25 protein-coding genes are annotated in these 24,388 nt (G+C 67.9%); 13 read left to right on the top strand and 12 right to left on the bottom strand.

Translation table 11 applies throughout. The features are described from left to right. Positions 1 to 42: 42 nt before the first annotated feature. Positions 43 to 369: a hypothetical protein gene (locus JQX13_RS14190; protein WP_203409552.1), complete on the top strand. Its 327-nt coding sequence runs from the start codon at positions 43 to 45 to the stop codon at positions 367 to 369. Between the two features lie 63 nt (positions 370 to 432). On the opposite strand, the gene JQX13_RS14185 is transcribed toward JQX13_RS14190, so the two are convergent. Further along, positions 433 to 951, bottom strand: coding sequence for a hypothetical protein (locus JQX13_RS14185; protein ID WP_203409551.1), 519 nt, complete (start codon positions 949 to 951; stop codon positions 433 to 435). Between the two features lie 191 nt (positions 952 to 1,142). Here JQX13_RS14185 and JQX13_RS14180 point away from each other — a divergent pair, with 191 nt between their 5' ends. The 3 genes from JQX13_RS14180 to JQX13_RS14170 all read left to right on the top strand — a co-directional run bounded on the left by JQX13_RS14180 (position 1,143) and on the right by JQX13_RS14170 (position 3,258). Beyond that, positions 1,143 to 1,967, top strand: a complete 825-nt coding sequence (locus JQX13_RS14180; RefSeq protein WP_203409550.1) for an acyl-CoA thioesterase — start codon at positions 1,143 to 1,145, stop codon at positions 1,965 to 1,967. Between the two features lie 213 nt (positions 1,968 to 2,180). Further along, positions 2,181 to 2,558: a hypothetical protein gene (locus JQX13_RS14175; RefSeq protein ID WP_203409549.1), complete on the top strand. Its 378-nt coding sequence runs from the start codon at positions 2,181 to 2,183 to the stop codon at positions 2,556 to 2,558. A gap of 214 nt (positions 2,559 to 2,772) precedes the next feature. Then, positions 2,773 to 3,258: a hypothetical protein gene (locus JQX13_RS14170; protein WP_203409548.1), complete on the top strand. Its 486-nt coding sequence runs from the start codon at positions 2,773 to 2,775 to the stop codon at positions 3,256 to 3,258. 108 nt (positions 3,259 to 3,366) lie between these two features. On the opposite strand, the gene JQX13_RS14165 is transcribed toward JQX13_RS14170, so the two are convergent. Then, on the bottom strand, positions 3,367 to 4,668 hold the full coding sequence (locus tag JQX13_RS14165; RefSeq protein WP_203409547.1) for an MFS transporter: 1,302 nt from the start codon (positions 4,666 to 4,668) through the stop codon (positions 3,367 to 3,369). A 192-nt stretch (positions 4,669 to 4,860) separates the two neighbouring features. Here JQX13_RS14165 and JQX13_RS14160 point away from each other — a divergent pair, with 192 nt between their 5' ends. Beyond that, the gene (locus JQX13_RS14160) at positions 4,861 to 5,679 is read left to right on the top strand and encodes a class I SAM-dependent methyltransferase (RefSeq protein WP_203409546.1); all 819 of its coding nucleotides are present in this window, start codon (positions 4,861 to 4,863) and stop codon (positions 5,677 to 5,679) included. A 64-nt stretch (positions 5,680 to 5,743) separates the two neighbouring features. On the opposite strand, the gene JQX13_RS14155 is transcribed toward JQX13_RS14160, so the two are convergent. After that, positions 5,744 to 7,321: a CapA family protein gene (locus JQX13_RS14155; RefSeq protein WP_203409545.1), complete on the bottom strand. Its 1,578-nt coding sequence runs from the start codon at positions 7,319 to 7,321 to the stop codon at positions 5,744 to 5,746. 184 nt (positions 7,322 to 7,505) lie between these two features. On the opposite strand from JQX13_RS14155, the gene JQX13_RS14150 reads away from it, so the two are divergent. The 5 genes from JQX13_RS14150 to JQX13_RS14130 all read left to right on the top strand — a co-directional run bounded on the left by JQX13_RS14150 (position 7,506) and on the right by JQX13_RS14130 (position 11,695). Beyond that, on the top strand, positions 7,506 to 7,886 hold the full coding sequence (locus JQX13_RS14150) for a hypothetical protein (protein ID WP_203409544.1): 381 nt from the start codon (positions 7,506 to 7,508) through the stop codon (positions 7,884 to 7,886). A gap of 135 nt (positions 7,887 to 8,021) precedes the next feature. Then, on the top strand, positions 8,022 to 8,924 hold the full coding sequence (locus tag JQX13_RS14145) for a metallophosphoesterase family protein (protein WP_203409543.1): 903 nt from the start codon (positions 8,022 to 8,024) through the stop codon (positions 8,922 to 8,924). A gap of 194 nt (positions 8,925 to 9,118) precedes the next feature. Further along, positions 9,119 to 9,673: a hypothetical protein gene (locus JQX13_RS14140; protein WP_203409542.1), complete on the top strand. Its 555-nt coding sequence runs from the start codon at positions 9,119 to 9,121 to the stop codon at positions 9,671 to 9,673. Positions 9,674 to 9,780: 107 nt separating this feature from the next. Next, positions 9,781 to 10,287, top strand: a complete 507-nt coding sequence (locus JQX13_RS14135) for a hypothetical protein (protein WP_203409541.1) — start codon at positions 9,781 to 9,783, stop codon at positions 10,285 to 10,287. Positions 10,288 to 10,444: 157 nt separating this feature from the next. Next, positions 10,445 to 11,695, top strand: a complete 1,251-nt coding sequence (locus JQX13_RS14130) for a hypothetical protein (RefSeq protein WP_203409540.1) — start codon at positions 10,445 to 10,447, stop codon at positions 11,693 to 11,695. Here JQX13_RS14130 and JQX13_RS14125 read toward each other — a convergent pair. The 4 genes from JQX13_RS14125 to JQX13_RS14110 all read right to left on the bottom strand — a co-directional run bounded on the left by JQX13_RS14125 (position 11,692) and on the right by JQX13_RS14110 (position 16,032). Then, complete coding sequence (locus JQX13_RS14125; RefSeq protein ID WP_239014744.1) at positions 11,692 to 12,222, bottom strand: imm11 family protein; 531 nt, start codon at positions 12,220 to 12,222, stop codon at positions 11,692 to 11,694. The two genes, JQX13_RS14130 and JQX13_RS14125, sit on opposite strands and share 4 nt — an antisense overlap. Positions 12,223 to 12,257: 35 nt before the next feature. Beyond that, the gene (locus JQX13_RS14120; RefSeq protein ID WP_203412020.1) at positions 12,258 to 13,604 is read right to left on the bottom strand and encodes an AHH domain-containing protein; all 1,347 of its coding nucleotides are present in this window, start codon (positions 13,602 to 13,604) and stop codon (positions 12,258 to 12,260) included. Positions 13,605 to 13,630: 26 nt separating this feature from the next. Further along, positions 13,631 to 14,563, bottom strand: coding sequence for a hypothetical protein (locus JQX13_RS14115; protein WP_203409539.1), 933 nt, complete (start codon positions 14,561 to 14,563; stop codon positions 13,631 to 13,633). 95 nt (positions 14,564 to 14,658) lie between these two features. Next, positions 14,659 to 16,032, bottom strand: coding sequence for an MFS transporter (locus JQX13_RS14110; protein WP_203409538.1), 1,374 nt, complete (start codon positions 16,030 to 16,032; stop codon positions 14,659 to 14,661). A gap of 71 nt (positions 16,033 to 16,103) precedes the next feature. Between JQX13_RS14110 and JQX13_RS14105 the strand changes: the two genes are divergently transcribed. Then, a complete protein-coding gene (locus JQX13_RS14105) occupies positions 16,104 to 17,000 on the top strand; it encodes a LysR family transcriptional regulator (protein WP_203409537.1) in 897 nt (298 codons plus the stop codon). Positions 17,001 to 17,191: 191 nt separating this feature from the next. On the opposite strand, the gene JQX13_RS14100 is transcribed toward JQX13_RS14105, so the two are convergent. From JQX13_RS14100 to JQX13_RS14080, 5 genes are all read right to left on the bottom strand, one after another. Further along, positions 17,192 to 17,839, bottom strand: coding sequence for a hypothetical protein (locus JQX13_RS14100; protein ID WP_203409536.1), 648 nt, complete (start codon positions 17,837 to 17,839; stop codon positions 17,192 to 17,194). Between the two features lie 173 nt (positions 17,840 to 18,012). Continuing rightward, a complete protein-coding gene (locus JQX13_RS14095) occupies positions 18,013 to 18,777 on the bottom strand; it encodes an SMI1/KNR4 family protein (RefSeq protein WP_203409535.1) in 765 nt (254 codons plus the stop codon). Between the two features lies 1 nt (position 18,778). Beyond that, a complete protein-coding gene (locus JQX13_RS14090; RefSeq protein ID WP_203409534.1) occupies positions 18,779 to 19,750 on the bottom strand; it encodes a DUF4150 domain-containing protein in 972 nt (323 codons plus the stop codon). Continuing rightward, positions 19,747 to 20,814 carry a 3-oxoacyl-ACP synthase gene (locus tag JQX13_RS14085; protein WP_203409533.1) on the bottom strand — a complete coding sequence of 356 codons (1,068 nt, stop codon included), beginning with the start codon at positions 20,812 to 20,814 and terminating at the stop codon, positions 19,747 to 19,749. Before JQX13_RS14085 ends, JQX13_RS14090 begins: the two co-directional genes overlap by 4 nt. Next, complete coding sequence (locus tag JQX13_RS14080) at positions 20,811 to 21,848, bottom strand: DUF2169 family type VI secretion system accessory protein (protein WP_203409532.1); 1,038 nt, start codon at positions 21,846 to 21,848, stop codon at positions 20,811 to 20,813. Before JQX13_RS14080 ends, JQX13_RS14085 begins: the two co-directional genes overlap by 4 nt. A 465-nt stretch (positions 21,849 to 22,313) precedes the next feature. Between JQX13_RS14080 and JQX13_RS14075 the strand changes: the two genes are divergently transcribed. Together JQX13_RS14075 and JQX13_RS14070 are read left to right on the top strand one after the other, a co-directional pair. After that, entirely contained in the window at positions 22,314 to 23,612 is a 1,299-nt protein-coding gene (locus tag JQX13_RS14075; protein ID WP_203409531.1) for a HEAT repeat domain-containing protein, read from the top strand. 260 nt (positions 23,613 to 23,872) lie between these two features. After that, entirely contained in the window at positions 23,873 to 24,379 is a 507-nt protein-coding gene (locus tag JQX13_RS14070; RefSeq protein WP_239014742.1) for a tetratricopeptide repeat protein, read from the top strand. The last annotated feature ends 9 nt before the right edge of the window (positions 24,380 to 24,388 follow it).

Genomic DNA, 24,388 nt, shown 5'->3' with positions numbered 1-24,388 from the left:
TTGTGACACCTTCCCCGGGTCCCTGCCACACTGACTCCCGAGATGGCCTACGCGAAGAAGAGCATCGACTTCCTCCTCCGCGTCCACACCCTTCCGGAGGACCTGCGGCTTCCGAAGCATCTGCGACCGCCGGTAGACCCGAGCCTCGCCTCTCATGACGACACGAGCGAGCTATACCAACGCGTGATCGACTCCCGGCTCTTGTGGAAGGTCTGGATGATCGATGAGTACGGCAGGCTGTGGATCGAGGTGAGTTTCGAGAACAACCGAGGTGAAGACGAGTTCCATACGCTCGCTATCGACGAAGGGACGTACCGCCGCGTCGAGTCCGACTCTTATGAAGTGCTCGTCGAAGTCCCAACAGCCTGAAACGCCGCGAAGTCACCTGCCAATGGATCAAGGGTGACTGGCGCTCGGTGACAGAGTCCTGTCTCAGAAGGACCAGCCGACGGAGAGCTGGGCCCGGTGGCCCACGGTCACCGTCCACGAATTGAAACCCGCGAGGGGAGGCCGGTACGTCGCGCCCACGCCCAGCGCGCCCTGCACGGTGAAACCCTGGCGCAGGCACACGCTGTAGCCCGCGAGCAGGGCGCCCCCCATGTCCCAGCTCCGCCCCCGCACGTCCCGCCACGTACGCGCCAGCTCGAGCCGGGGGCCGAACCACATCCCCTCCAGCGCCGAGCCCTTCACGTAGAAGCGCGCCCCGGGCTCGAGCCCCAGTCGCGGAGATGAGGGCTCGGAGACGCGCAGGCCCAGGGTGGCGGTGAAGCCCTCATCCCATTCCTGCTCTCCCTCCAGCGCGAACCCACCGGGCGCCAGCGGCACCGCCACGCCCAGGAACGTGCGGCCCCAGGAAGAGGAAGCGCTCCGGGATGTACCCCCGGCCGCGCCCTCCTCGCCCGGAGCCGCCGTCATCACCAGGGCCGTCATCACTCCCAGCACACCGTGCATGCCACCCCTCCCGTGCAACCCTCATGCACGGCCGCCCGTCCACGATGAATGGGGACTTGGAGCCCCCGAATCCCCTCGCGGCGCCACACCGCGTACGCACCACCCCGTCCCACTGAGACGCGCCGTACGCACTCCGGGAGTCACACGCCTCGGGGCGTGCCCACCTTCCCCGCGTTGGCTAGGGTTCGCCCATGTCCGCGAACACCTCCGAGTCCCCCTTCGTCACCGCCACCACCTGGAGCCCGCTCGGGGAGGGGCGCTACCTCGGCCACATCCGCCCGGAGTGGTTCCAGGGGCGAGGCGCCTATGGCGGAATGCTCGGTGGCGCCCTCCTGCGCTCGATGATGCGCGAGCTGGACGACCCGGCCCGCGCGCCGCGCTCGCTCACCGTGCACTTCTGCGCACCCGTGGCCGAGGGCGAGGCCTCGCTCACCGTGCGCCTCGAGCGCGCCGGCCGTCAGGTGTCCCACCTCTCCGCGCGCCTGGAGCAGGGGGGACAGGTGGCCTGCCTGGCGAGCGCCACCTTCGCGACCTCGCGCGAGACGCCGCTCGTCTACACGGATGCACGCGCCCCAAAGGTGCCGCCGCCCTCCGACGTGCCCCCGGTGCCCGGCTCGATGCTCCCCACCTTCGGCGCGCAGTTCGACTACCGCTGGTGCGTGGGGGCCACGCCCTTCTCCGGCGCCGACGAGGCCCGCGTGGGCGGGTGGATCCGCCCGCGTGTCCCGACGCCGCTCGACGCGCCGCTGGTGGTGGGGCTGCTGGATGCGTACCCGCCCGCGGCGCTGGCGCGGGTGAACGGCTTCTGCAACGGCGCCACGGTGGACTACACCGCGCACTTCTACGCGCCGCTGCCGCTCACCTCGGCCTCGCCCGATGCCTTCTACCTGCGCACCGGCCACTCCCGGCACGCCGCCCAGGGCTACGCGGATGACCTCGCCGAGCTGTGGAGCGAGGACGGACAACTGCTCGCGCAGCTGCGCCAGATGGCGGCGGTGTTCCCTCCCAATCGCTGATTCCTGTCTGGGTTTTCCCTGTCCTGGAAAAGTGGAGCCGGGCGGAATGACGCACGGCGCAAGGACAGCTTGTGGGAGCTGGAAGTTCGCCTGAATCGTTACTGAATGTTAACAAGGCCGCCACTCTCCGGTCACACGGTCCCCCACGTTTTGGAGGGGGACGCCGTGGACCAGGGAGCACTTCCCGCCTTACCCCAACAGGAGACGATTCACATGCGCAAGTTCTTCCTTGTGGCCACCGCCGCGGTGTCGATGTTCGCCATGGGCTGCCCCTCGCCGGAGTCTGTGTGCCAGACCAAGGCGGAGACCGCCTGTAAGAAGATCTTCGAGTGCACGCCGGAGTCGGTGAAGGGCACGAACGAGTTCAAGGCCACCGTTGGCGCCACCGAGGCCGAGTGCCAGACCAAGCAGGAAACGCAACTCAAGTGCGGCACGATCGAGAACTACGACGAGCTGTGCACCGGCACGGACAGCGGCAAGGAGTACCAGCTGGGCAAGGCGTCGGACTGCTCGGACCAGGTCCTGGAGATGGCGTGCGAGGACTTCATGTCCAACAAGCGCCCGGCGGTGTGCGCCGAGGTCTGCAAGTAATTCCGCGCGGCACCTCCGGGTGCTGAGGAATTGAAGCACGAAGGGCCGGTCCCCGTCCGAGGGGGGTCGGCCCTTTGCGTATGCGACTCCGGGTGGAGGGAGCGCCACCAAGGGGAGGCCTGGGGGCCACTTCCGCTCCACGCCGGGCTCGGGTACCTTGCGCCGCCCTGCGTTCCGCAGTTCCGCAGTACGCAGCACACCGAGGATCTCAACGATGGCACGGATTTCCCAGGACCAGGCCCAGGAGCGCCACGCGTTCCTGCTCGACCTCTTCCGCAACCAGCCGGACATCAGCCGCAACGAGGCGATGGACGCCTACAAGGACAAGTTCGGGGCGTCGCTGAACGCGAAGACGTTCAACGAGCTGCGCGAGCAGGCGCTGCGTGACGTGGAGAGCCAGGAGGAGAAGGCCGAGGAGACCTCGCCCGAGCCCGAGCCGGAGACGGCGGTGGAGGACACGGCGTCGAAGCTGAAGGCGGTGGCGACGTCCGAGCTGACGAACGGCGCGAGCGCGCAGCCGGCGGCGAAGAAGCCGAAGGCGAAGGGCCCGGGCGCGAAGAACGTGTTCGTGGACGCGACGCAGGAGCAGCTCCAGTTCCTGGAGCGGGTGCTGCAGCAGTTGCAGGAGGCGGGCGCGGCGAACGTGAGGATCGACCACGCGACGGACCGCTGGATGGTCCTCACGGTGGACACGAAGTAACGCGTGAGAAGAACCCCCATCCCTCCCTCTCCCTCCGGGAGAGGGTCGGGGTGAGGGTACCCGCCCCCGTGTTCCACCCCTAGAGGGGAAGCGAGCCGGGGGCGAAGCTCAGAAGTCGCCGGAGCCCTCGAGTTGCACGGCGGGGCTCTGTTGCCCGGGCCGGAGGAAGGCGCTGGGAGCCTCGGTGGCCTCGAAGGCGCGCGGGCGCAGCAGGCGCAGCGTGAGCACGAGGGCGAGGAAGAGCACGGCGCACGTGGCGGTGATGAAGCGCACCCCGACGCGGTCGGCGAGGGTGCCCTGGAACCACACGCCCACGGCGTACCCGACACCGAGCATCATGCTGTACAGGCTGCTGATGCGGGCCTGGAGCTCGCGGGGGACGCGCAGCTGGGTGCAGGTATTGAGGCCGGTGAGCGAGGCCATGTAGAGCGCGCCGAGGCCGACGATGGCGAGCGCGGCCAGGTGCAGGGTGGGGGCGAGCCAGTACAGCGCGGCCACGGGGCCGATGAGCAACAGGCTCCACTCCAGCAGGCGCCGGCGGCCGAGCCGCGCCACGAGGGGGCCGAGCATCACCGCGGCGCACACCGCGCCCATGCCCTGGGCGGCGACGAGCAGCGAGGTGGCGGCGGCGCCCTGGTTGAAGACGCGGATGGCGAACACGGGCACCAGGCCGATGAAGGGCGCCACGAGCGCGGACACGGCGAACGTGCCCACCATGACGAGGAAGATGCCCGCGTCGTCGCGAGCCACGCGGGCGCCGCGGACGATGCCGGACCACAGCTGCTCGGGGCGCTGCGTGCTGACACGGCCCTGGGGCTGGACGCGCCAGAGGGCGACGAGCACGGCGAGGAAGGACAGGGTGTTGATGAGCAGCGCCCAGGCGGGGCCCCCGGTGGCGAGCACCACGGCGGCGAGCGACGGGCCGATGATGCGGCCCAGGTTGTACTGCGCCGAGTTGAGGCTGACGGCGCTGTGCAGGTCCTCGGGGGGGACGACCTGGGAGATGAGGGCGGAGAAGGCGGGGTTGACGAGGGTGTTGGTGCAGCCGTTGAGGAAGGAGATGACGGCGACGGCGGGCACGGAGAGGGTGCCGGTGAAGGCGAGCACGGTGAGGATGCCGGCCAGCAGCGCCTGCACGAGGGTGCCCACGGCGAGGTAGGCGCGGCGGTCGAAGCGATCCGCGAGCGCGCCGCCCACGGGGGAGAGCACCACGGCGGGCAGGTAGGTGAGGGCGGCGATGCTGCCGGTGGCCTCGGCCCGGCCCGTCACGGTGGTGACGAAGACGCCCAGCGCGAGCATCTCCATCCACGTGCCGATGTTGGAGACGAGCGCTCCAGACCAGACATGAACGAAATCCCGATGCCCGAAAGCCCGGAGCGAGGAGAAGCGAGACAAATGGAGGGCGCGCACGGCCATTCCCTTGTAACGCACCCAGGTGGCGCGCGCTCGGTGGGCACCCGCCCACACGTCCCTCCATGCAGTGTCACCGGACTCGTATGAACACAAACATCGCCGCTTCCAGGCCCCATCAGCCCGGGCAATACCGGTGCGTCCCGCCTCTTCGCGCCGTGACCTGGAACGCAGGCGAAGGGAGGCAACACCATGAAGCGCATGTCGCTGTTCGAGTTCGAGGACTTCCACTGGTTCCCGGGTGGCCTCCGGGAGTGCCTGACGCTCTACATCGCCGCGATGCACCGCGTGCTCGGCACCGAGCGGGTCCTGGCGCCCCTGCTGGCGCGGGCCCTGGAGGCAGCGGCCACCGACCGGGTCGTGGACCTCTGCTCAGGGGGCGGCGGGCCCCTGCTGGAGACCACCGCACGGCTCGCCGCCGACCACGGCCTCCGGCCGAGCGTGACCCTCACCGACCTCTACCCGAACACGGACGCTGCCGCGCGCATCAACGCGATGGGGGACGCGGCGCGGGTCCGCTACCACCCGAGCCCGGTCGACGCGGGCCGGGTCCCCGACGCGCTCCAGGGCGTCCGGACCATGGTCTGCAGCTTCCACCACATGCCCCCGCCGGTCGCGCGCCGCATCCTCCAGGACGCGTTCGAGAAGAGGCAGGCGCTCTGCGTGCTGGAGATCAGCGACAACTCCCATCCGAGCTGGCTCTGGTGGACGGCCATCCCCGCCGGCGTGCTGATGGTGCTCCTGCTGACGCCCTTCATCCGCCCTCTCCGGCTGCGGCAGGTGCTGCTCACCTACGCGCTCCCCGTGCTCCCGCTGCTCATCGCCTGGGATGGGGCCGTGTCGAACGCGCGCACGTACACCGAGGAGGACCTGCGGGAGCTCCTGGCGGGGCTGGAGGCGCCGGACTACCAGTGGGAAATCACCCGCCCGCGGGCGCCCGGCGCCCCCGCGACGATGCTCACCCTCGTGGGGCTGCCCCGCCCGGCGCCCGGCGTCCGGAAGGAGGCGTAGAGGCAGACAAAACTCCCTCTCCCACCGGGAGAGGGTCGGGGTGAGGGTATCCGTCCCGCGCGTCCTACTGCGCGCCCGTGGCGACGGCCTTGCGAGGAGAAATAGTGCCATCGGCACCAACGAGAGCACCCGTCTCGGGGAAGTCCTCGCGGGTGAGGCGGCGCACGAGGGGGATGACCTCGGCGGAGGAGTCAGGCTGGGGGATGCCGCGGCCCTCCTGGCGGGTGGGGAGGATGCGGCCGGAGCGGAAGCGGCCCTGGGCGTCGAGCTCCACGTCGACGATCATGCCGAGCCCCTGCGGGCCCTTGAGGTTGAAGGAGCCGTAGGTGGCGAAGTTGCCCATGGAGTAGACGATGAGGCGGTCCTTGTAGAACTCCATGGCGCGCACGACGTGGGGGCCGTGGCCGAGCACGAGGTCGGCGCCGGCGTCGATGACGGCGTGGGTGAAGACGCGCAGGTTGCCGCGGTTCTCGCCGTAGAACATCTCGGAGCCCTTGGGGATGTTGAGGGCCTTGGCACCCTCGGCGCCACCGTGGAAGGAGACGAGGACGAGGTCGTGGTTCTGCTTCACCGAGCGCACGAAGGCGGCGGCGCTCGGGACGTCGTTGACGTAGTTGCAGTTGGCCGAGGTGTGGAAGGCGACCATGCCGATGCGCAGGCCGTTGCGCTCGACGGTGGCGACGGTGCCGGCGGGGCCGCTCCAGGCGATGCCGAGCGCGTCGAGGGTGGCCTCGGTCTCGCGGCGGCACAGCTCGCCGAAGTCACCGGAGTGGTTGTTGGCGGTGGAGGCCAGGTCGACGCCGGCGTCCTGGAGGTACTTGCCGTAGCGGGTGGGGGAGCGGAAGGCGTAGCAGTTGCCCCCCTTGCGGCACTTCCTGGTCTCGCCGTTGTCGCACAGGGGGCCCTCGAGGTTGACGAAGGTGAGGTCCGCGTCGCGCAGCAGGGGAGCGACGGCGGCGAGGCTGGCGACACCGTCATCGGGAGGCAGGAGGCCCTCGGGGAAGTCGGTGCCGAGCATCACGTCACCGACGGCGCGGATGCGCACGCGGGCGTCCGGGGGAGGAGAGGGGCGGGAGGTGGACGGCTCACGGGTGGAGAGCTTCTTCTGGAGGGCGGACTGACCGCGGGCCTGGGTGAGGGCGTCCTCGAGGTCCGGATGGTTGGGGTCGAGCTCCTGCACCAGGGTCCACTCGGTGAGCGCGTCGGACCAGCGGTTGACGAGCGAGTAGGCCCAGCCGAGCTCCCAGTGGCAGTCGATGCGCGAGGGGGCGGCGCGGGTGCAGGCGGAGAAGGCGGTGATGGCGGCGTTGGCGTCCTTCACCTTGAGGGCCTCGACGCCGCGGGCATAGAGGGCATCGGGCCCCTCGGTGGGCACCTGAGCCTCGTGGGGCTGGGAGGCCTCGGCGGGAGCCACGGGGGCCGCGGCCTCGGCGGGAGCGGAGGGAGCAGCGGGAGCCGTGGGGACCGCCGGAGCCGTGGGGGCAGCGGGTGCCGCGGGAGCGGAGGCGGTGGTGTCGCCGGCCTCACTGGAGGAGGGACGGGAGGCGGTCTCGGTCTCGGAGGAGACGGGGCCGCGAGCGGTCGCGCAGCCTCCGAGAGCGGAGAGCGCGAGCACGGAGAGGAGAAGAGAGCGGGAGCGCATGAGGGCGCGCATCTTAAGGGGAGCGGGGCGGGGAGCAGGAGGAATGCGAGGGCGAGCGTCGGGCGCTCGACGGCGGAGCACCCGGGCGAGCGAGCCTCGAAGCCCGCGGGGCCGTGCCGCCGCCCTGCCCGAGCCGGACACTTCCGTTGTATGGCGCTTGGAACTCCTGCCAACGAGGACCCTCATGCGCCGCCACTTCCGCACCGCGCTGCTCGCCGCCGTCACCGTGCTCTCCGCCTGTGGCTACTTCGACCAGACCGATTGCACGCTCGAGGCCCGCGCCTCGGTGCAGGTGCGGGTGGTGGACACGCGGGGCAACCCGCGGCGGGATGCGCGCGTCACCTTCACGCGGGATGGCGGTCCCGAGCAGCTGGCCCTGTGCAATGGCGTCGGGCCCCAGCAGGGCGACTGCGACACCTGGGTGACCGGGTACGAGCAGCCGGGCGAGTACGTCATCACGGCCACGAGCGCCGACGGCCAGCACACCGCGCGGCAGTCCGTCTCGGTGGGCGATGGCAGGTGCCACGTCCAGGCCCAGAGCGTGACGCTCACCCTGCCGGAGTGAGCCGCCACCGCCATCATCGCTCCCATCAGCCCGAGCGGGGCGGTGACGCTCCAGGTCGTGAAGACCCTGCGCGCCCGGGAGTACGTTCGCTCCGTCCCGTATTCGCTCGAACCGCCCTGCGATGGAGTGAAGCCCATGAACCTCACGCACCTCCTGCGCCGCGCGGGGAGCGCCGCCCTGCTGCTGTCACTCGGTGCCTGCCAGACACCGGGAGCGTCCTCGGGAACGTCCCCGAGGGCGGGCTCGCGAGGCGTGGAGCCGGAGGTGGTGGTGGGAGCGGGGGACATCGCGAGCTGTGACTCGGACCGGGACGAGGCCACGGCGGCGATGCTGGACGGCATCGAGGGCACGGTCGTCACGTTTGGCGACAACGCCTACCCGGACGGCACCGCGGAGGACTTCGAGCGCTGCTATGCCCCATCCTGGGGAAGACACAAGCACCGGACGCGTCCCACGCCGGGCAACCACGAGTACCACTCGGCCAGGGCGGGCCCGTACTTCGACTACTTCGGCGAGGCCGCGGGCGAGCCGGGCAAGGGCTATTACAGCTACGACCTGGGGGCCTGGCACGTGGTGGCGCTCAACAGCGAGCTGCCGGAGGAAGGACTCCGGGAGCAGGAGCGCTGGCTGCGCGAGGACCTGAAGGCGCACCCGGCGCGCTGCACGCTGGCCTACATGCACCGGCCGCTCTTCAGCTCGGGACTGGGCCGCGACAACTCGGTGGTGAAGGGCGCCTGGGAGGCCCTGTACGAGGCGGGAGCGGACGTGGTGCTGGCGGGCCACGACCACTTCTACGAGCGCTTCGCACCCCAGACGCCCGAGGGCGTGGCGGACGCGGAACGCGGCCTGCGGGAGTTCGTGGTGGGGACGGGAGGCAAGGATCCCTACGTCTTCGGCCCCATCCTCGCGAACAGCGAGGTGCGCTTCGCCGACATCTTCGGGCTGATGAAGCTGACGCTGGAGGACGGCGCCTACGCGTGGGAGTTCATCCCGGTGGGAGGCAGCGTGCTCGACCAGGGCCGGGGCACCTGCCACTGAGCCCCGGCGCGAGCCTCCGGCGCGTCGTCCGGACTCAATCCGGAATCCCGCTCCTTCGTCGATCGCGTGGCCCGGGTGCCTCACGGCCAGCTCGGTGGCGGCCCACTGAAGGAAATCCGTTCATTGGCTGTGGCCACCCGCTTTGTCACGGAGTCCTGTTTTCCAAAGCAGCACTTCCACGCGTGAGGCTCCGCATGACACTGAAGAAGGCGATGATCCCCTCGACCCTCCTCGCCGCCACGCTCTGCGTGGCCCTGGTGGGCGGTTGTGGTGGAACACAGTTCCCCCAGGAAGAGAACGCTCCGAACTTCCAGGGTGACAACCTGGGTGCGGGTGAATCCACGGGCGGTGGTGGGGGTGTGGAGGGTCCCTCGTCGGGTGGTGACGACTGGTGGGTGACCCTCTGCCACATCCCCCCCGGCAACCACTCCCGTGCGCACACCATCACCGTGGGGCAGCCCGCGGTGAAGGCACACCTGAAGCATGGAGACAGGCTCGGCGCCTGTGAGGGAAGCGACGCGGGGACGCCTCCGGATCAGGATGGCGGCACGGCGGAGCCTGATGCGGGCGAGCCGCCGGAGCCGCAGCCGGACGCCGGCACGGGCGAGCCGCCGGGGCCGCAGCCGGACGCCGGCACGGGCGAGCCGGGAGATCAGTGCAGGCCCGAGGGGTTCGAGTGCGACGCGGAGCAGCCGTGCTGCGACGGGCTCCAGTGCTCCGAGGGCACCTGCACCGTCATCCTCGGGTAGGCGGTAGAGGTTTCCGGCGCGCGGGCCCTTTCGGGTCCGCGCGTCACTGTCGGGTAACGGTTTCGCGCACCCGTGGTGTTGAAGCGGGACACTCTGGGAGCGAAACCATGAACGCACGACACAAGACGAAGTCCTCCTTCATCCGCGGCTCCGGCGCGCTACTCGCCTTGTCCCTGGCGACGGCCTGCCAACCCGATATCGCTTTTGATGGCGATACCGAGATCGCGCAACTCCCGTTGAGAATGGAGCGCGGGACGGACTCGCCTCGCTTCTCCTGGGAGGGAGGCAAGCTCCACCGCTTCGAGGTCATCGAGTGCAGTGAGCCCTCGACACTGGAGAAGGCGGAGACCTGCTCGTGCTCCGGCCACCTCGTGTGGGGACTGGGCGCCGCCGAGTCCGAGCCGTTCCACGAGGTGGCTCTCGAGCAGCCCTTCATCGAGTCGCCCATCGAATACGGTGTGAGGCCGGCGAGCGATCGGAAGGGCCATGACGCGCGGCCCCTCGTCGCGGGCAGGACGTATCTGGCGACGGCCATGCAGGTCGGTCCCTGCGCCAAGGACGCCGAGAACTGCCAGCAGATGACGGCGCTCGGCTGCCAGCGATTCGTCTGGTGACGAGCGCTCCGGCAGCACCCGTGGCCCTGGCTGATCCAGGAGCCAGGGTGTTGTCCGTTGGACATCCAGAGGGGGAGCCCTCGGCCCGGGTGGCTTGGAGCGCCCCTCGTGATGAATACCGTCGGTGCTCCCCCTGAATCCCACCGGGAGCACCTCCATGACCGAAGGCCCCTCGCGCGCTCCACCCCGCGGGTACGTGCTCGCCTCGCTCGTGCTGAGCACCGCCTTGTCCGCCGCACCTGCACGAGCCGATGAAGGCACCACGCCGCTGGAGGACAACCGCCGCATCACCGAGGGCTACATCCAGCTCGCCCACGCGTTCCAGGCGCTGCTCGACCCGGACTTCCAGCCCGGGGGCACGAGCGGTGTGCGCCCCAACTGGTTCGTCTTCGCGCCCCACGCCTCGCACGAGGCCGGCAAGGGAATGCTCGGCACCGCCATGGCCCGGCACCTCCTCGACGCGGCTCGGGGACGGCCTTCGCTGTCCGTCCTGGAGGCGCTCGACCGGTTGGGCCTCACGGGCGTCCTGCGTCTGTCCGTGGAGCAGCTCTCCCTGGAGCTCGTGCTCCGGGGGATGCCCACGGATGCGGCGGCCTCGCTCGGCGCGCTCGGCACGGCGATGAACGGCGAGGCGCTCGCGGATCCCCGCACGCTCGGCACCACCGCGGCACGCATGGCCTCGCTCTACTGGAGCGCACCGGCGTTGGATCCGCTCGACAAGGCGGAGGCCGTGGTGCGCACGCTGGAGCGCACGCTGCACGGGGGCAACGTGGCCATCTTCGCGGACATCGGCGGCGCGGCGAACGCGTACCTGGCATGGCGGCGGTCGGCCGGAGCCGTGACTCCCGGGCGAGTGCTCGCGGAGTTCTCCCTGTCCGGCGCGCGGCCCGAGGAGACGCGGCTCGCCTATGACTACGCGCTCGCCCATGCGCACGACACGCCGAGGCCCCACGCCTTCGACGCGCTCTTCCCGGGCCTGGACGGCCGGAGCCTGGTGGTGGCGGCCTTCGCGCTCTACGAGCGGGCCCGGCTCACGCCCGAGTCCCCGGAGCGGGAGGCGATCATCGCCATGGCCAACAACTACCTGGCGTGGCGCGAGCAGCACGACGCGGTGCAGACGGCCTTCACGCCGGCCGAGGCGCACGCGGACGAGGTATCACGCCCGGAGGTGATGCGGGCGATGACGCCGATGCTCGTGGTGCACTTCGGCACGCTGGAGTGGACGCTGGCGGATTACGCGTATGCCCATCCGGACCGGGATGGGAATCCCCTCACCTCTCCGCCCACGGATTACGGCTGGGCGACGTTCTGGGACAGGTGGCCGCCGATCCTCGACTCGTTCGAGGGAGGCTACCGCGAGCCCACGGCCCTGTGGGTGATGCCGGAGCCCCTCGAGGATCCGCTCTAGACTTCCATGAATTTGGGGCCGAGCAGGCCCTCGTCTTCAATGGCCTGCTTGACGCGCTCGGAGACGATGAGCGTCCCCTGCCAGCCCCACGGGCGGAAGATGCTGGCGTCCCCTATCTTCTCGGGGTCCACTTTCATTCCGACGACGTTCCGGTAGTGGCCCACCCTGAGGGGCTCTTCGTGCCGGGGCTCCCAGAATCGGACCTCTTCGCATCGAGCCTCATCGATGCATTTGATGATGCGAAGGGGATTGAGGACGAAATAGGGCTCGGGATGTTCCTCGATCCGTGCCGGGATGAACTGTACTTCGTCCTGGATTCCCAGCCGTTCACAGACGGAAACGAAACGGCTGTTGACGACGATGGCGTCGAGGCCGGTGTAATCGAGCGCACGCCCCCGACGGTACAAGGGAAGGGTGAGAGGTTTCTCACACTCGAAGATCACCCCCTGCATGAACCGCCAGGGGATGATTTCCTTCCCCTGCTCGTCCAGCGGACTATCTACATACCAGCGCCCTTCGATGTACATGTCATCCACCAAGCGGAAGTATCTGGTTCGAGGTTTCATGGCTTTTTCGTGAGAAGCGTGTTGAGCCTCGATCCCGGCTCGCAGATGTCACCTGCGATTTCATCGAGCGCCTTGATGAGCTTGTGTTTGCACTCGCTCCGGGTCTGGCAGGATGCAACCGCATCGTACAGACGGTCATAGACCGCCTGGTGGTATTCCTCGGGGTGCGGACCCTGGTGACCCACGAGATGGACGATATTCGCGGGATCATCAAGGCTCATGCCCGCCTTTTTGAAGAGCCGCTCGAAAGCAGGGGTCCAGGGGCCGCCTCTGACTTCGGCGATGTCGTTCTTGTTGGTGGCGATGTGATGACTCCTGGCATCGCCCTTGTTCGACCCGTCCCGGCAGGCTCCCGTCACCCGAGAAGCAGCCACCGCCGAGGAGGCCGCGGCGGCCGTCGTATTCACGGACACGCCCATGAGCACCACCGTCCCGTTCGCCACGCTCACCTGGGCACGTGCTCCCGTCCGGACCTCGAGACCCCCCCGAACGCGGCCACCCGCGAAAGCGAAGCGTGGAGGAGAGAGGCGCGCCCACATTCCCCCTGGGGGCACTTGCGGCAACCCTCTCGCCAGCTTCGCTCCCGCCACCGTCACCAGTACCCGCAGCCCGACTCCCCCCAGTGCCTTCCCGAACCGCCTGGCCACCGCCTCCAACTGCTCCCGGGTTCTCGCGGCTTCCGCCTCCCGGTACAGCGTCAGGCAGGCCATCCCCACGGTGTAGAGCTCCGTCGCGGTGTAGGTCATCAACAGCCCGAGGGTGACCGCCGCAGCGAACGCCTTGGAGAAGACGGGCTCGGGCACGGCCCACGCGGTCATGTAGAGCAACATGGAAAAGGCCACGGAGTACGCAACCGTGGGCGAGCCGAGCAGTTCCATGGCCGCCTCGCGCACCCCTTCATCCATGTACCGGGGCGAGAACTCGAGTGCCTGGAACCACCGGCTGTCCTCCAGGGAGGAGGACAGTGGCATCGAGGAAGCGCCGAAGATCTCCTCCTGGCCCGCACGCACCCGTCTCTCCAACTCCGAGGGCTGCGTCTTCACCGGCGGACAGCGCGTGGTGCTCGTCGCTGTCACCACACACGCCGGGAGTCTTGCCTGATGATCCGACCCTGAGCGCGGCGCCTGGAACGCCTCTTCCAGAAACGCCACGAATGCTCGCGCCTCCTCCACGGAGAAAAGCCTCAGGGCCGGCTCCGGCGGGAGGCGCTTGAAGGTGAGCTCGAGCTCACGGCCTACCCACACCGCGTCCAGCGCCGGAGGGCGAGCTCCGCCTTCATGCGGAGCCGCTCGGACCAGGAACGGCAACACCAGACACAGGACGAGGACGACTCGTGGAGGAATGAGCCGGCGCCCCTGCTCGAAGCGGTCTACTTGCGCTTCTTCACGGGCTTCCTGGCCCCGAGGCAGAGCGGGTTCGGCTTCTTGTCCAGCACGGCGAGCTGGAACGAGCGACGCCCATTGCAGGACACGCGGAACTCGGGGTTCTCGTCCTTGGGGACGCGGAACATCTTCGCCCGGGCCCCTCGCACCAGCTGGTGCTGCCACCACACCTTGGCCCTGTCCTTCCCATACATGCCGGCGCCGCACTCCAGATAGGGCAGGCGGCCCAACACCGAGGTGAACGAGGGCGCGTGGACTCCCTCGACGATCCGCGCGCCGAAGAAGACGCGGCCCTCGTAGCGGACGAAGCCGCACCCGAGCTCCTCGTACCCCTGCCCATCCCCGCGCGGGACGGCGACGAAGGCGGGGAGCTCGGGGCGGGAGGTGTTGTTGAGATAGAAGAAGCGCGCATCGCGGGGCCGGCAGTCGGCATCGACCTCGAAGGTCCCCGCGTCGGCGAGGTCCAGGCGCGTGAGCACGTCGGCGCGCTGGCCATCGGTCTCGCTCACGTGGTCCTCGTCGCTCAGGGCCTGACTCCAATAGATGCTGGTCGCATACCGGAAGAAGCCGCACCCGAGAGGGTTGAAGGATTCCGGCGCGAAGGGCAGCGGCGGGCGGTTCTTCAGGGGCCTCTGCAGGAGCAGCGTGCACCCGCGCCGCACCCGATTCCCATCGGCGTAGAAACCATGCCCGAGCGGTCGCAGCTGGCCCTCGCCCGTGCCGACCTGCTTGTCACCACAGTGGGTGATCTCCACTTCCGGAGCCGCGGCCGGGGTGGCCTGGACCTGGCTGGCGTCGGCGGCGGGGGTGTCCGGAGTGCTCGCCTCCTGGGCGCGCGCGGCCGAGCCCGTGACGAGCGTCCCCAACAGGAACGCCAGGGGGGCCCCGAGCCGCTTCCATGAATGCCTCGTACTTCCCATGGCGGCGCATCATGGCGCGTCCGGCGCCCGGGTGCGAAGAAACCCATCATCCAGGAAGCGTCGCCCGGGAGGAAGGAGGGGGAGCGGGCGGGGGCTCATGAGGCGGCGGTGCCCGCCTCGGTGACGACGCGGCCGGGGGCGAGGGTGGAGAGCACCAGGGCACCCGTTCCGGCGAGGCCGGCGATGAGGGCGAAGCGCCAGGAGAACCCTCCCCGCACGAGGTCCACGGCGGCGATGGTGAAGGAGCCTCCGAGCATGCGGCAGGCGTAGAGGGTGCTGGTGATCATCCCGCGGTGGTGCCAGGGGGCGCGCGTCTGGGGGCCGATGAGGGACGTGGAGACCGCCGGCCCGAGCCCGAGCCCCAGCAGGCCGAGGCTGGCGAAGATGGCGATGGACCCCCAGCCGTGCGCGACGCCGAGCGCGAAGAGCGAGGCACCGAGCAGGGCGATGACGAAGCCGCCTCCGGCGCTGGCTCGGAGGCCGCCACGCATGAAGACGCGGACGCCAAAGGTGGAACCACAAGCCCACCCGGCCAGCAGCGGCACCAGGGCGAGCCCCGCCATGAGGGGGGTGTACCCTCCGCGTTCGGTCATCCACAGGGGAACGAAGGCGGTGGAGGAGTAGAGGAGCCCACCGCCGAGCAGGTTGCCGAACAACCCGGCGAGGACGGTGCGATCGCGCAGGAGCTCCAGGGGAACGAGCGGAGAGGGCGAGGTGCGCTGCTGCCGCGCGACGGCGACGAGCCCCACGAAGGCGGCGACGGCGAAGGAGAGGCGCGGGCCGCTGGAGCCCCCGTGCTCGAGGGCGAAGAGGAGCAGGCCGAGCGAGACGCCGGTGAGGGCGGGCCCCCAGACGTCGACGCGGGAGGAGCGGCGCTCGGGGTCGCGGTAGGAGGCATGGAGCATCGCGAGCGCGAGCAGGCCGACGGGCACATTGACGAGGAAGGCCCAGCGCCAGGAGGCGTGCATGACGAGCCAGCCGCCGATGAGGGGGCCGACGACGTTGGCGGCGCCCCAGGCTCCGGTGAAGACGCCCTGGACGGCGGCGCGTTCACGCAGCGTGTAGATGTCGGCGCTGATGGTCATGGTGGTGGGCTGGAGCGCACCGGCGCCGAGCCCCTGGATGACGCGGAAGGCGATGAGGGCGGGGACGGATTGCGCCACCCCACAGAGCACGGAGCCGAGGAGGAACAGGCCCATGCCGAGGGAGAAGACGGGCTTGCGGCCGAGGTTGTCGGCGAGCTTGCCGAAGAGGAGCACGCCGACGGTGGAGGCGAAGAGGTAGGCGGAGAAGACCCACGAGTAGAGGTGCTGGCCGCCGAGCTCCCGGGTGAGGGTGGGCATGGCGCTGGTGACGACGGTGGTCTCGAAGGCGGAGACCACGAGGCCGAGCAGCACCGCGGCGGTGGCCATGCGCCGGGCCAGACCGGGGCGGGCGGCTGGCTGAACCTCGGAAAGACTCGCATCCATGGGCCCATGGATAGCGAGCCGGGAGGCATGCGGAAACCGCATCCTGTGCATAGAGTCCATGCGGAGATCGCATGAACACGGAACAGCTCAAGGCCTTCGTGCAGGTGGCACGGGAGGGACGCCTGACGGTGGCGGCGAAGCAGCTGGGGGTATCGCAGCCGGGGCTGTCGAGACAGCTGCAGGCGTTGGAGACGGAGCTGGGGGTGCGCCTGCTCGTCCGGGCGCCGGGCGGGGTGGTGCTGACGGACGCGGGGGAGCGCTTCCTGCCGCACGCGAGACGAGCGCTGGAGGCGCTGTCGGTGGGGACGGCGGAGCTCGGAGCGCTGACGTCGACGCCCCGGGGAACGGTGTCACTGGGGGCGCTGCAATCGGTGGGGACATACCTGCTGCCGGAGCTGGTGCGGGCCTTCAAGGGCCGCTACCCGGAGGTCCTGCCACGACTGAGCGAGGGTCAGCACGACGAGCTGGAGGGGAGGGTAGCGAGCGGCGAGTTGGATCTATGCATCGTGAACCTGCCGTTGAGACGGGTGGACCTGATGGCGCAGAAGTTGTGGGAGGAGGAGCTGGTGCTGGCGGTACCGCGAGGACACCGGCTGGCGAGGCTGAAGCGGCCCGTGGAGCTGACGGAGGTGGTGGAGGAGCCGCTGGTGGTGATTCCGGGCATGTCGGGCACGTACGCGCTGGAGGCGGCGTGTGAGGGAAAGGGCGTGAAGCCCCGGGTGGCGGTGGAGATGGACAGCGCCGAGGGGTTGAGACGGATGGTGGAGCGGGGACTGGGAGTGGCGCTGCTGCCGGCACTGATGACGCGAGACCACGCCTCGCGGGAGTTCGACGTGGTGGAGGTGAAGAAGGGAGGGCCGAGACGCCAGGTGGCCCTGGTGCACCGGGGCGAGGAGTACCTCACGGCGGCGGCCCGGGCGCTCAAGACGTTCATCGTGGACGCACTGCGCCGGTCCGGGCAGGGATGACAGACTAACATTCCCCGAGGAATGAATGATCTCCTGACTTAAAATGCCTGAGGTCACGACCGCTCTGTCGACGATGTCACGATGCGTCGTCGACATGGCCACGCCCCATCCGGCACCCAGGCAATCGCGGCGCTCCGGTCGACGTCTCAACCATTCCCCTTCGCTCCCTTCTCCTCCGGATGTGAGAAGTTTTATTTCGAGGCACGAACAGGTGGCAATCGTCTACTGAGCTCATCCGCCAGATGGTGCAGTTGCATCGCATCATGTGCCGCGAGGGAGAGGCGCACGGGCTCACCCGGGTTGGGGCTGATGATGGCGGTGGCGTCCTGCCGATCGAAGTAGCGCACGACGACGGTTGACTCGGGGTGCCGCTCGAATCCGAACCCTTCGAGGATGGCGGAGCCCTTTGCGATTTCCTCAGGAGAGTGCGCCTCGAAGAAGAGGGTCCGCTGGTATTTGAACTGGGGCCAGCGGTACTGCAGATAAGCCTTGGCGAAAAGCGCCTCGTAGAGGGTGGGGTCTACGAGGTCGAAGACACGGATGGACTCGGGGAATTCGTGCGGACGCTCTGCCGGAGGGTAGGCAGCGAGCACGAATTCACCCGAGTCCTCGTCCTGGTCCATTTCGATGGGCCTCTCGTAAGTCTCGCGGCTGTTACCGTAAGGCCCGTAACGGGAGATGCCGATGGCGGGAGGTCTGTCGCGATCGGATTCCTCACTGGAGTAGTACCGGATGAGGGTTTCGATGCGGAAGTCTCCGTCCTGGAAGGACAGCCCGCTCATCCGGCGGCCCATGACGCGGAGGAAGTCGACATAGGGCACGGGCAGAGGTTGACCCACGAGCGCCTGGAGTCTCTCGATTTCCTCTGGGGAGCATCCTTCGATTTCGCTGCGGAAGGAGGGGTGATACCGCTCGATAGCGGAGATCAACTGCTCCATGCTGTTTGTCTGGGGGGCACTCAAGCTGCTCTCCTGTGGTGTAGGCACCGACGATGGAGACGTGAATTTCGAAGTTACCCAGGTACGATGAGGTGGAGTTGCTGCGCTAGGACATCCGAGACCTTGAGCAACTCTCGCCGATCGTAGGCAGCAAGGGAAAATAGTAAAGGTGAGCTCGTGAGGCGGCTTCGGCTGAGTACAACTGTGCAAGTTGGACGTTCGTAGTACGCCACGGCAGCGCTCGACTGCGGATGCCGCGTGAAACCCAGTCTCTTTAGCGGCAACTCAGCTTGTTCCTGTTCGAGCTTGATGCGAGCCTCAGGGTTCTCGGCAAGAGAACCCCTCTGCGGAAAACGCGAAACGTGGAAGCGGAAGAAGGCCTTGGAGAAAACGAATTCGTAGAGAGAAGAAGCCAACCAGTCCAACTGGCTGATGATCTTGGGAAACTCCTCAGCGGTCTCTGGCGTCGGAAACCGGACAACCTGGGGTTCCAGGCCGCCGCAATCCAGGTAGAAATCGAAATAGGGATCATCTTCCGCGAGACCGAACAGCACATACCGCTCTGGCGGGCGCGGTATGTTTTTATTGGAGTGATACGCAAGAACAGGTCCGAAGGAGAAGACGTCAGAATCCTGGAACAGTTGCAGCGGCCCGGTGCTGTGCCCCATGAGCTGCAGGAACTCGACGTAGGAAGCAGGGAGGGGCCGTCCGACGGTCGCTTGGAGTTGAGAAATTTCGGCGGGAACGCACCCTCGGATTTCGTCGGCGAAGGATGGATGATACTGGGTGATGGCTTGAACCACTGTCTGCATTCTGGTCTCTGTGCTCTTGGTAGACATGTCAGTTGGTCTTCAGCTCGACGGTTGTCGTTCCATTGCCCTGCTGTGGACACAGAAGGGCAGGGAGGAGCTTCTTGCAGGTTGGACAGGACTCGTAGTGGTGGCCGTCACGTCGACCCTCCTCGTTGGTAGGGCCCACCCAGAACTCCGTCATGGATTTGATTTCAAGTCCCAATCTCCTGGCCTCGGAAACGAGTTTTTGAGCCGCGCAACTGCCGGCAGGAGGGCCTTTGAATTCGGGACTGCGGTCTACGTGGATCTTCTGACCGCCAAGGCTCTTCCACTCGATGGGCTCAGGTGGCTTGGGCTTCAAAATGAACTTCTTGATTTCAGTGGGGCCAGAATGCAACTGCAGGAAGACCGTTTTCCCAGTTTTGGGATGCCGGCAGCGCAGCACGCCGGCCATGTAACCTTTCTTCTGGTCACGGACGAGCTTGTGCGGAGGGCATCTTTTGTAGAGTTTCTGGGCCGCCTTTTCGCTGCGCTCGTCCGATTTCAGCTCATGCCCCGCCGGGTTGCCGCAAATGGGGCACTTGTCGTCCGAGCCATACGTCAGAGCGACGCTGGGCTTGCCGGTGGCGGCGTTGCCTCCCGTGTTGACCGCATTGCCGTTGTGCAGGCAGATGTCGAGGAAGCGGACGACGCTCTTGCCCTCGAACTTCACGTCCGGGCTATAGGTGGCCCACGTCAACTTGCCCTTTGTCTTGGCGGAGATGATGCCGCCCCCCGCGGTGCCCGCCTCATCTCCCGTACTGGTGCTCAGGTTGGAGTTACTGAGGGCCACGGGGTGCCCCTCGATCGACACCTTCTTGGTTCCCTTGGCCAGGTCCGAGTCCCGCGCCACGTTGACGTAGGGTACCGGCACCGGGCCTCCCGGCGAGGGCGTCTTGCACACGTCAGGCACCGGGCATGTCTGGGTCTGCCCATCCCCCGCGTTGAGCGCCATGCGCCCGTTGACGAAGACGAGACTCATGCGTGCACCTCCACCATACATGCACCAATATGACCGCCATCCGAGCTTCCATACACCAGTGTCCGCCAGGGGCCCGGCCGGGCTTCACCCCAGCCGCCCCGGGCATGCAGAGCCATGCCCACCTGGATGACGCCCGCCGCCGCTCCCGGGTCGCCCAGGCTCCCGGCGATGGCTTCTCCCGCCAACGGTTCGGGCAGCAGGCTGGCGTTGCGCAGGTAGGCGTGCGTGAACTCCCGGCCCCAGAACACCTCCGTGGGCTGGCATGAGAGGAAGAAATCCGCGCGCCGGGTACCCGCCACCGGGTGGGCACGCAGCCGCCGGAAGGCCTCGGTCAGCCCGTGACCAAGAGGCGGTTGGGATTGCAGGAAGTGGCGCTCGTCCCTGGCGAGCGCGCAGCCCAACACCAGACCTCGTGCCTCGGTGGCGCGCGTTTCCAACCCGCCCGCTCTCGCCAGCAGCACGAAGCCCGCCCCCTCGCCGGGGATGATGCCGTCCCGGTTGGGACCTCCGAGCGTACGCCCACGGGCAGCCAGCATCCGCAGGGATTCACGGTCGCAGAGCGAATCCACTGCGCCCACGAGGACGAACGGATAGCGCCTGGACTCCAGCATCTCGCCGGCCCAGCACAACGCCTGGAAGAAGGCGGCCCTGCCCAGGGCAAGCAATCCCCCGTCCGCGAGCTGGAGGCGCCAGGCCACGCCCGCTTCCAGCACCGCCCGGGCCAGTTTCTGCCCGTCCAGAGGCGCGCAACCCTCCGGCTCCGGAAGCCCCAGCACCACGGGGAGCGGGTGTTTCCCAGGTGGTGGAGCGCCCCGCATACAATCCTCGAGAGCCGTGACCGCCATGGTGGCCATGCGCTCTCCGCGAGGCAGCCCTGCTCCCAGCGGTTTCAGCACGGAGGCCCGGACGGGCTCACCCCGGATGTCCGCCACATCGGTCTGGAACATGCGGACGGTGCCCGCGGCAACCTCCGCCTGAGTGGTCCGTGCGGTGAGCCCCAGGGGCGTGCACAGTCCCAGGTTCATGATGGCGAGCGGCTGGTTTCCCATGTCCGAGGGTCTCATCCGTCCTCCCATGATTCCAGCTCGCGCACGAGTGTCTGTTCATGACTGGCGAACTTGCGCTCCGCCGGGAAGGCCACTCGCCAGTACAGCCGGAGCAACCGCTCGTCGGGTTCCAGCAGCACCGCATCCAGGCGCAGGCGCCGGCGCTCGGTCCGGTCACGGAACACCGCGCTGGCCACCAGCCGGGGGCGAGACAGGTGGAAGCTGAACGTGCCATCCGGGGAGAGTCCGCTCAGGACCACCGGCTCTCCTCCTTCCAACCAGGGAGTCGCCACCAGACCTGGCGAGGCCGCCTGGAAGAAGCGCACATCGAAATCGAGTGGCCACAAGGGGGCCCGCTGTTCAATCCATTTTTGATCGTAGGTCCCCCCGTATGCCAGGCGTGGTTGCCACGCCCGCGCGATGGCCCCGAAGCCCGCGGGCGGCACCCTCTCCGTGGGAGCGGAGAGGAGGCGCAGGGGCTCCTCCAGGTTGGGCAGTGGTTGATCCACGGCGTCTCGTCCCTCGGGGTGGAAGCCTCGCCCCAGTGGGTTGCGCTCTTCATATGCACGAGGGCGATCCCCCTCCCGGGGGGCTGGGCCGCCGAAGCTGCGCTCGTAGCGTAGCGGCATGGACTCGAACGGTTCAGGGGACGACGAACGCCAGCCGGTGATGCCCCGCCGCCACACCCGGTCTCCGAATACCTGGAGACCCTTGCGGCAGGCACCCACCCGGACCGCCACCAGCATCTCCTTCACCGGACGTCCGAGTGGCGCCCAGGCCTGTCCGTTCACATAGATGTCCGTGCCAGGCCGGAAGTAAGCCGATTGGCCTTCGTACTGCAAGCTGGAGGTGCCTGGATCGCCCCAGTACACGTCCTCGGGCATGGGCTCCGGTTGCTCATCGGCCAGAGGCAATTCCTCGGGTCCTGGCTTTCCAGGCCCAGGAAGGCGGAACGAGCCACAGAGGCAGATGACCAGCGTGTCCGCGCCCTCCTTGTCAATGGACAGGAAGTCCCGGGCCGCGAAAGCGGTGGCGTTCTCGATGATGGGCATGCGGGGACGATAGATACTAGCCCGGATTATTCACCAGGGTAGAGGAGAAGGAGGGCGGTTGCGGGCGTAACGCCCTGATTTAGCTTGGGTTTGCTCAAGACTCAGACCGACTCGGAAGCGCCCGCCCGCATGACGCACTGTACTCCAGCCGTCCTCCACTTTCACCCCACTCTTCCGGTTCACATCACAAGCGACGCGCCACACACCTCCAGCATTACATAAAGGACTTGAAGAACGCCCTGCTAGCCGACACGGCCGCGGTGCGTCTGGTGCTACGCGCGAGTCACTGGCATCCAACCCCACGGGTTCCGCGCCTCTTTGCCAACCTGACTTCCGCTCACCTGACGGATGGGGGCAACGAGCCAGATCGTGCCCCCTGCGTCTGCGCACGGCCCCTTCGCGGCTTCTCGCCAGGCCCTGGTGAATAATCCGGGCTAGGATGGGGTTGATGGCATATGCTAACACATGGCCATGGCTCACACGTTGATGGATGGCTTGTCCGCCTCGGAGTTCCTCCAGGGACTCCAGGAGGAGCACTCGTCGGAACTGGCCTTCATCCTCGCGCAGCGCCAGCGCTATCTGCACGACGCCGAGGTGGAGTGGCCCGATGTCGAGTCGTTGGAGATTCGCATCCACCGTCATGCGGAGGCGATGCGGGTGGGGGGCGAGGCGGCGCTCGCGTGCGCGCGAGAGGCATTGGCCGGCGAGGCATGGGACGAGCTCGCGGCAGGTGTCTACGCGCGGGTGTTCATCGGCCCTGAGGATGAGGGCATCGCGGAAGTCCTGGCACGCATGGCCAAACTCGATACGGTGTTGCTGCCGTATTGCACCCAGGCCCTCATGCTGGTGCAACACCCGCAGCTCTCCGAGCGTCTCGCCGCCTTGCTGGACTCGCCGCGCGAGTCGGTGCGGGCTGCCGCCGTGCGTGTCATCGGGCACCGCCGCGACAGCGGGGCGGGGCCGCTTCTTCCATTACTTGATGATGTCGACCTGGAGGTCCGCGCCGCCGCGGCGCTCGCTGTATCAGAGATGGGGCACCGGCCCGCCCTCCCCATTCTCGAGCGGAAGATGGCTCAGGCTCCTGCGGACGAAATGGATGTGTGGGCCCTCGCGGCGCTGCGGCTCGGATCATCTCGCGCACTGCACGCCTGCCGCCAGTCCTGTCATGCAGATCGCCCCCTCCCACCGCGGCTGCCCTGGCTCCTCGGTTTGGCCGGGGAGGCCCAGGACTTCGGTTTGCTGCGACAGTTGTGCGGCCGACTGGAGTCGATGGTGGGGAGTCTCGAAGCGCTTGGCATGCTCGGGGTGCCTACGGCCGTGCCGCTTCTGCTCGATCATTTGGGCCACGAGAAACCCGCGGTGAAGAACGCGGCGGCAAAGGCCTTGTCGCTCATGACCGGTGCGGGACTCACGGAGACGGTCCAGATTCCAGATGAGTGGTCCCGGGAGGGTGATGAGGCTGAATTCCAGCAAGTGGTGCAGCCGAGTACTGATTCCTCCTCATGGCGTGCATGGTGGAATGCGCACCGTGCTCGTCTGGAAGGAGCATCGCGGCTGCGGCTTGGTCAGCCATACAGCCTGTCTTTGTGTCTCGAGGAACTAGTCCACTCCCGCACTCCCTTTGACGCTCGGGCGCGTGCAGGGCTGGAGCTTGTCATCCGCTCCGGGCAGACCGTGGGATTCCAGCCAGACTGGCCTGTCCGCCGCCAGCGTCAGGCCATCGAGCAGTGGCGGCAATGCATGGTAAATCAGAACTGGAAGTAGATGAAACTCTTTGAACCGCACATCTCGCGGAGGGCAGGTCGGCTGGCCTACGGCCGTAGGTACTGTGTGGCGCGTTGCTATGCTGCTTGCAGGAAGGGCACTGCGCGCCTCGACGGTCCATGCGCACCACGGGGCAAGCTCACCCACTTCTACACCGTCTCAGCGAACATGGCTCACCCACAGGACGCAAAAGTAGAGATACTTCGAGCACAGTACCCCGCCCGTCGCCGAGAACAGCCGCGTGCCCCAATAAGAGGTTCATGGAGATCATGCATCCGAGCCCGCGTGAATTGCAGCAGATGCTCGCCGACGCCAGGAGTTTGAAGTTGGGAAGCCCCCAGCAGTTGCAGCTCCTCGAGAGCATCCGGACGCACGGCCCGGCTTTCGCTCCCGCGCTACTGATTTCGAGCACGGCCGAGCTCTGGGGAGAAGAAGATTCCCGCCCACCAGAAGCCTTCTTCGACGAGGCCGAGCGGATGATCCATGACGCCGTCGAGGCATCGGGCAGGGAACCCTCTGCGCTCATTGGACTGGCCCGCTTCATGAACACCGTGCGCGATTCGCCTCAGGCCGCGGAGGCTCTCTCCCGGGAGGCTTCAACGAGGGCGTTGGACGTATTGGAGGAGGCGTGGGCGGGCCTCATCGAGACGCTCGGCGAGCAGGAGAAAAAGGACGAGGCTACACGTATCGCGGAGAGAGCCCGCGGTGTTTTTCCTCAGTCGAAACAAATCTCCGAGGCGTGTGAATTCGCGCGGCTCGGCAAGTAATCCACGGCG

Source organism: Archangium violaceum (assembly GCF_016859125.1).
Classification (GTDB): domain Bacteria; phylum Myxococcota; class Myxococcia; order Myxococcales; family Myxococcaceae; genus Archangium; species Archangium violaceum_A.
Note: the sequence above shows the minus strand (reverse complement) of the source record. Positions and strands in the feature narration are given on the sequence as shown.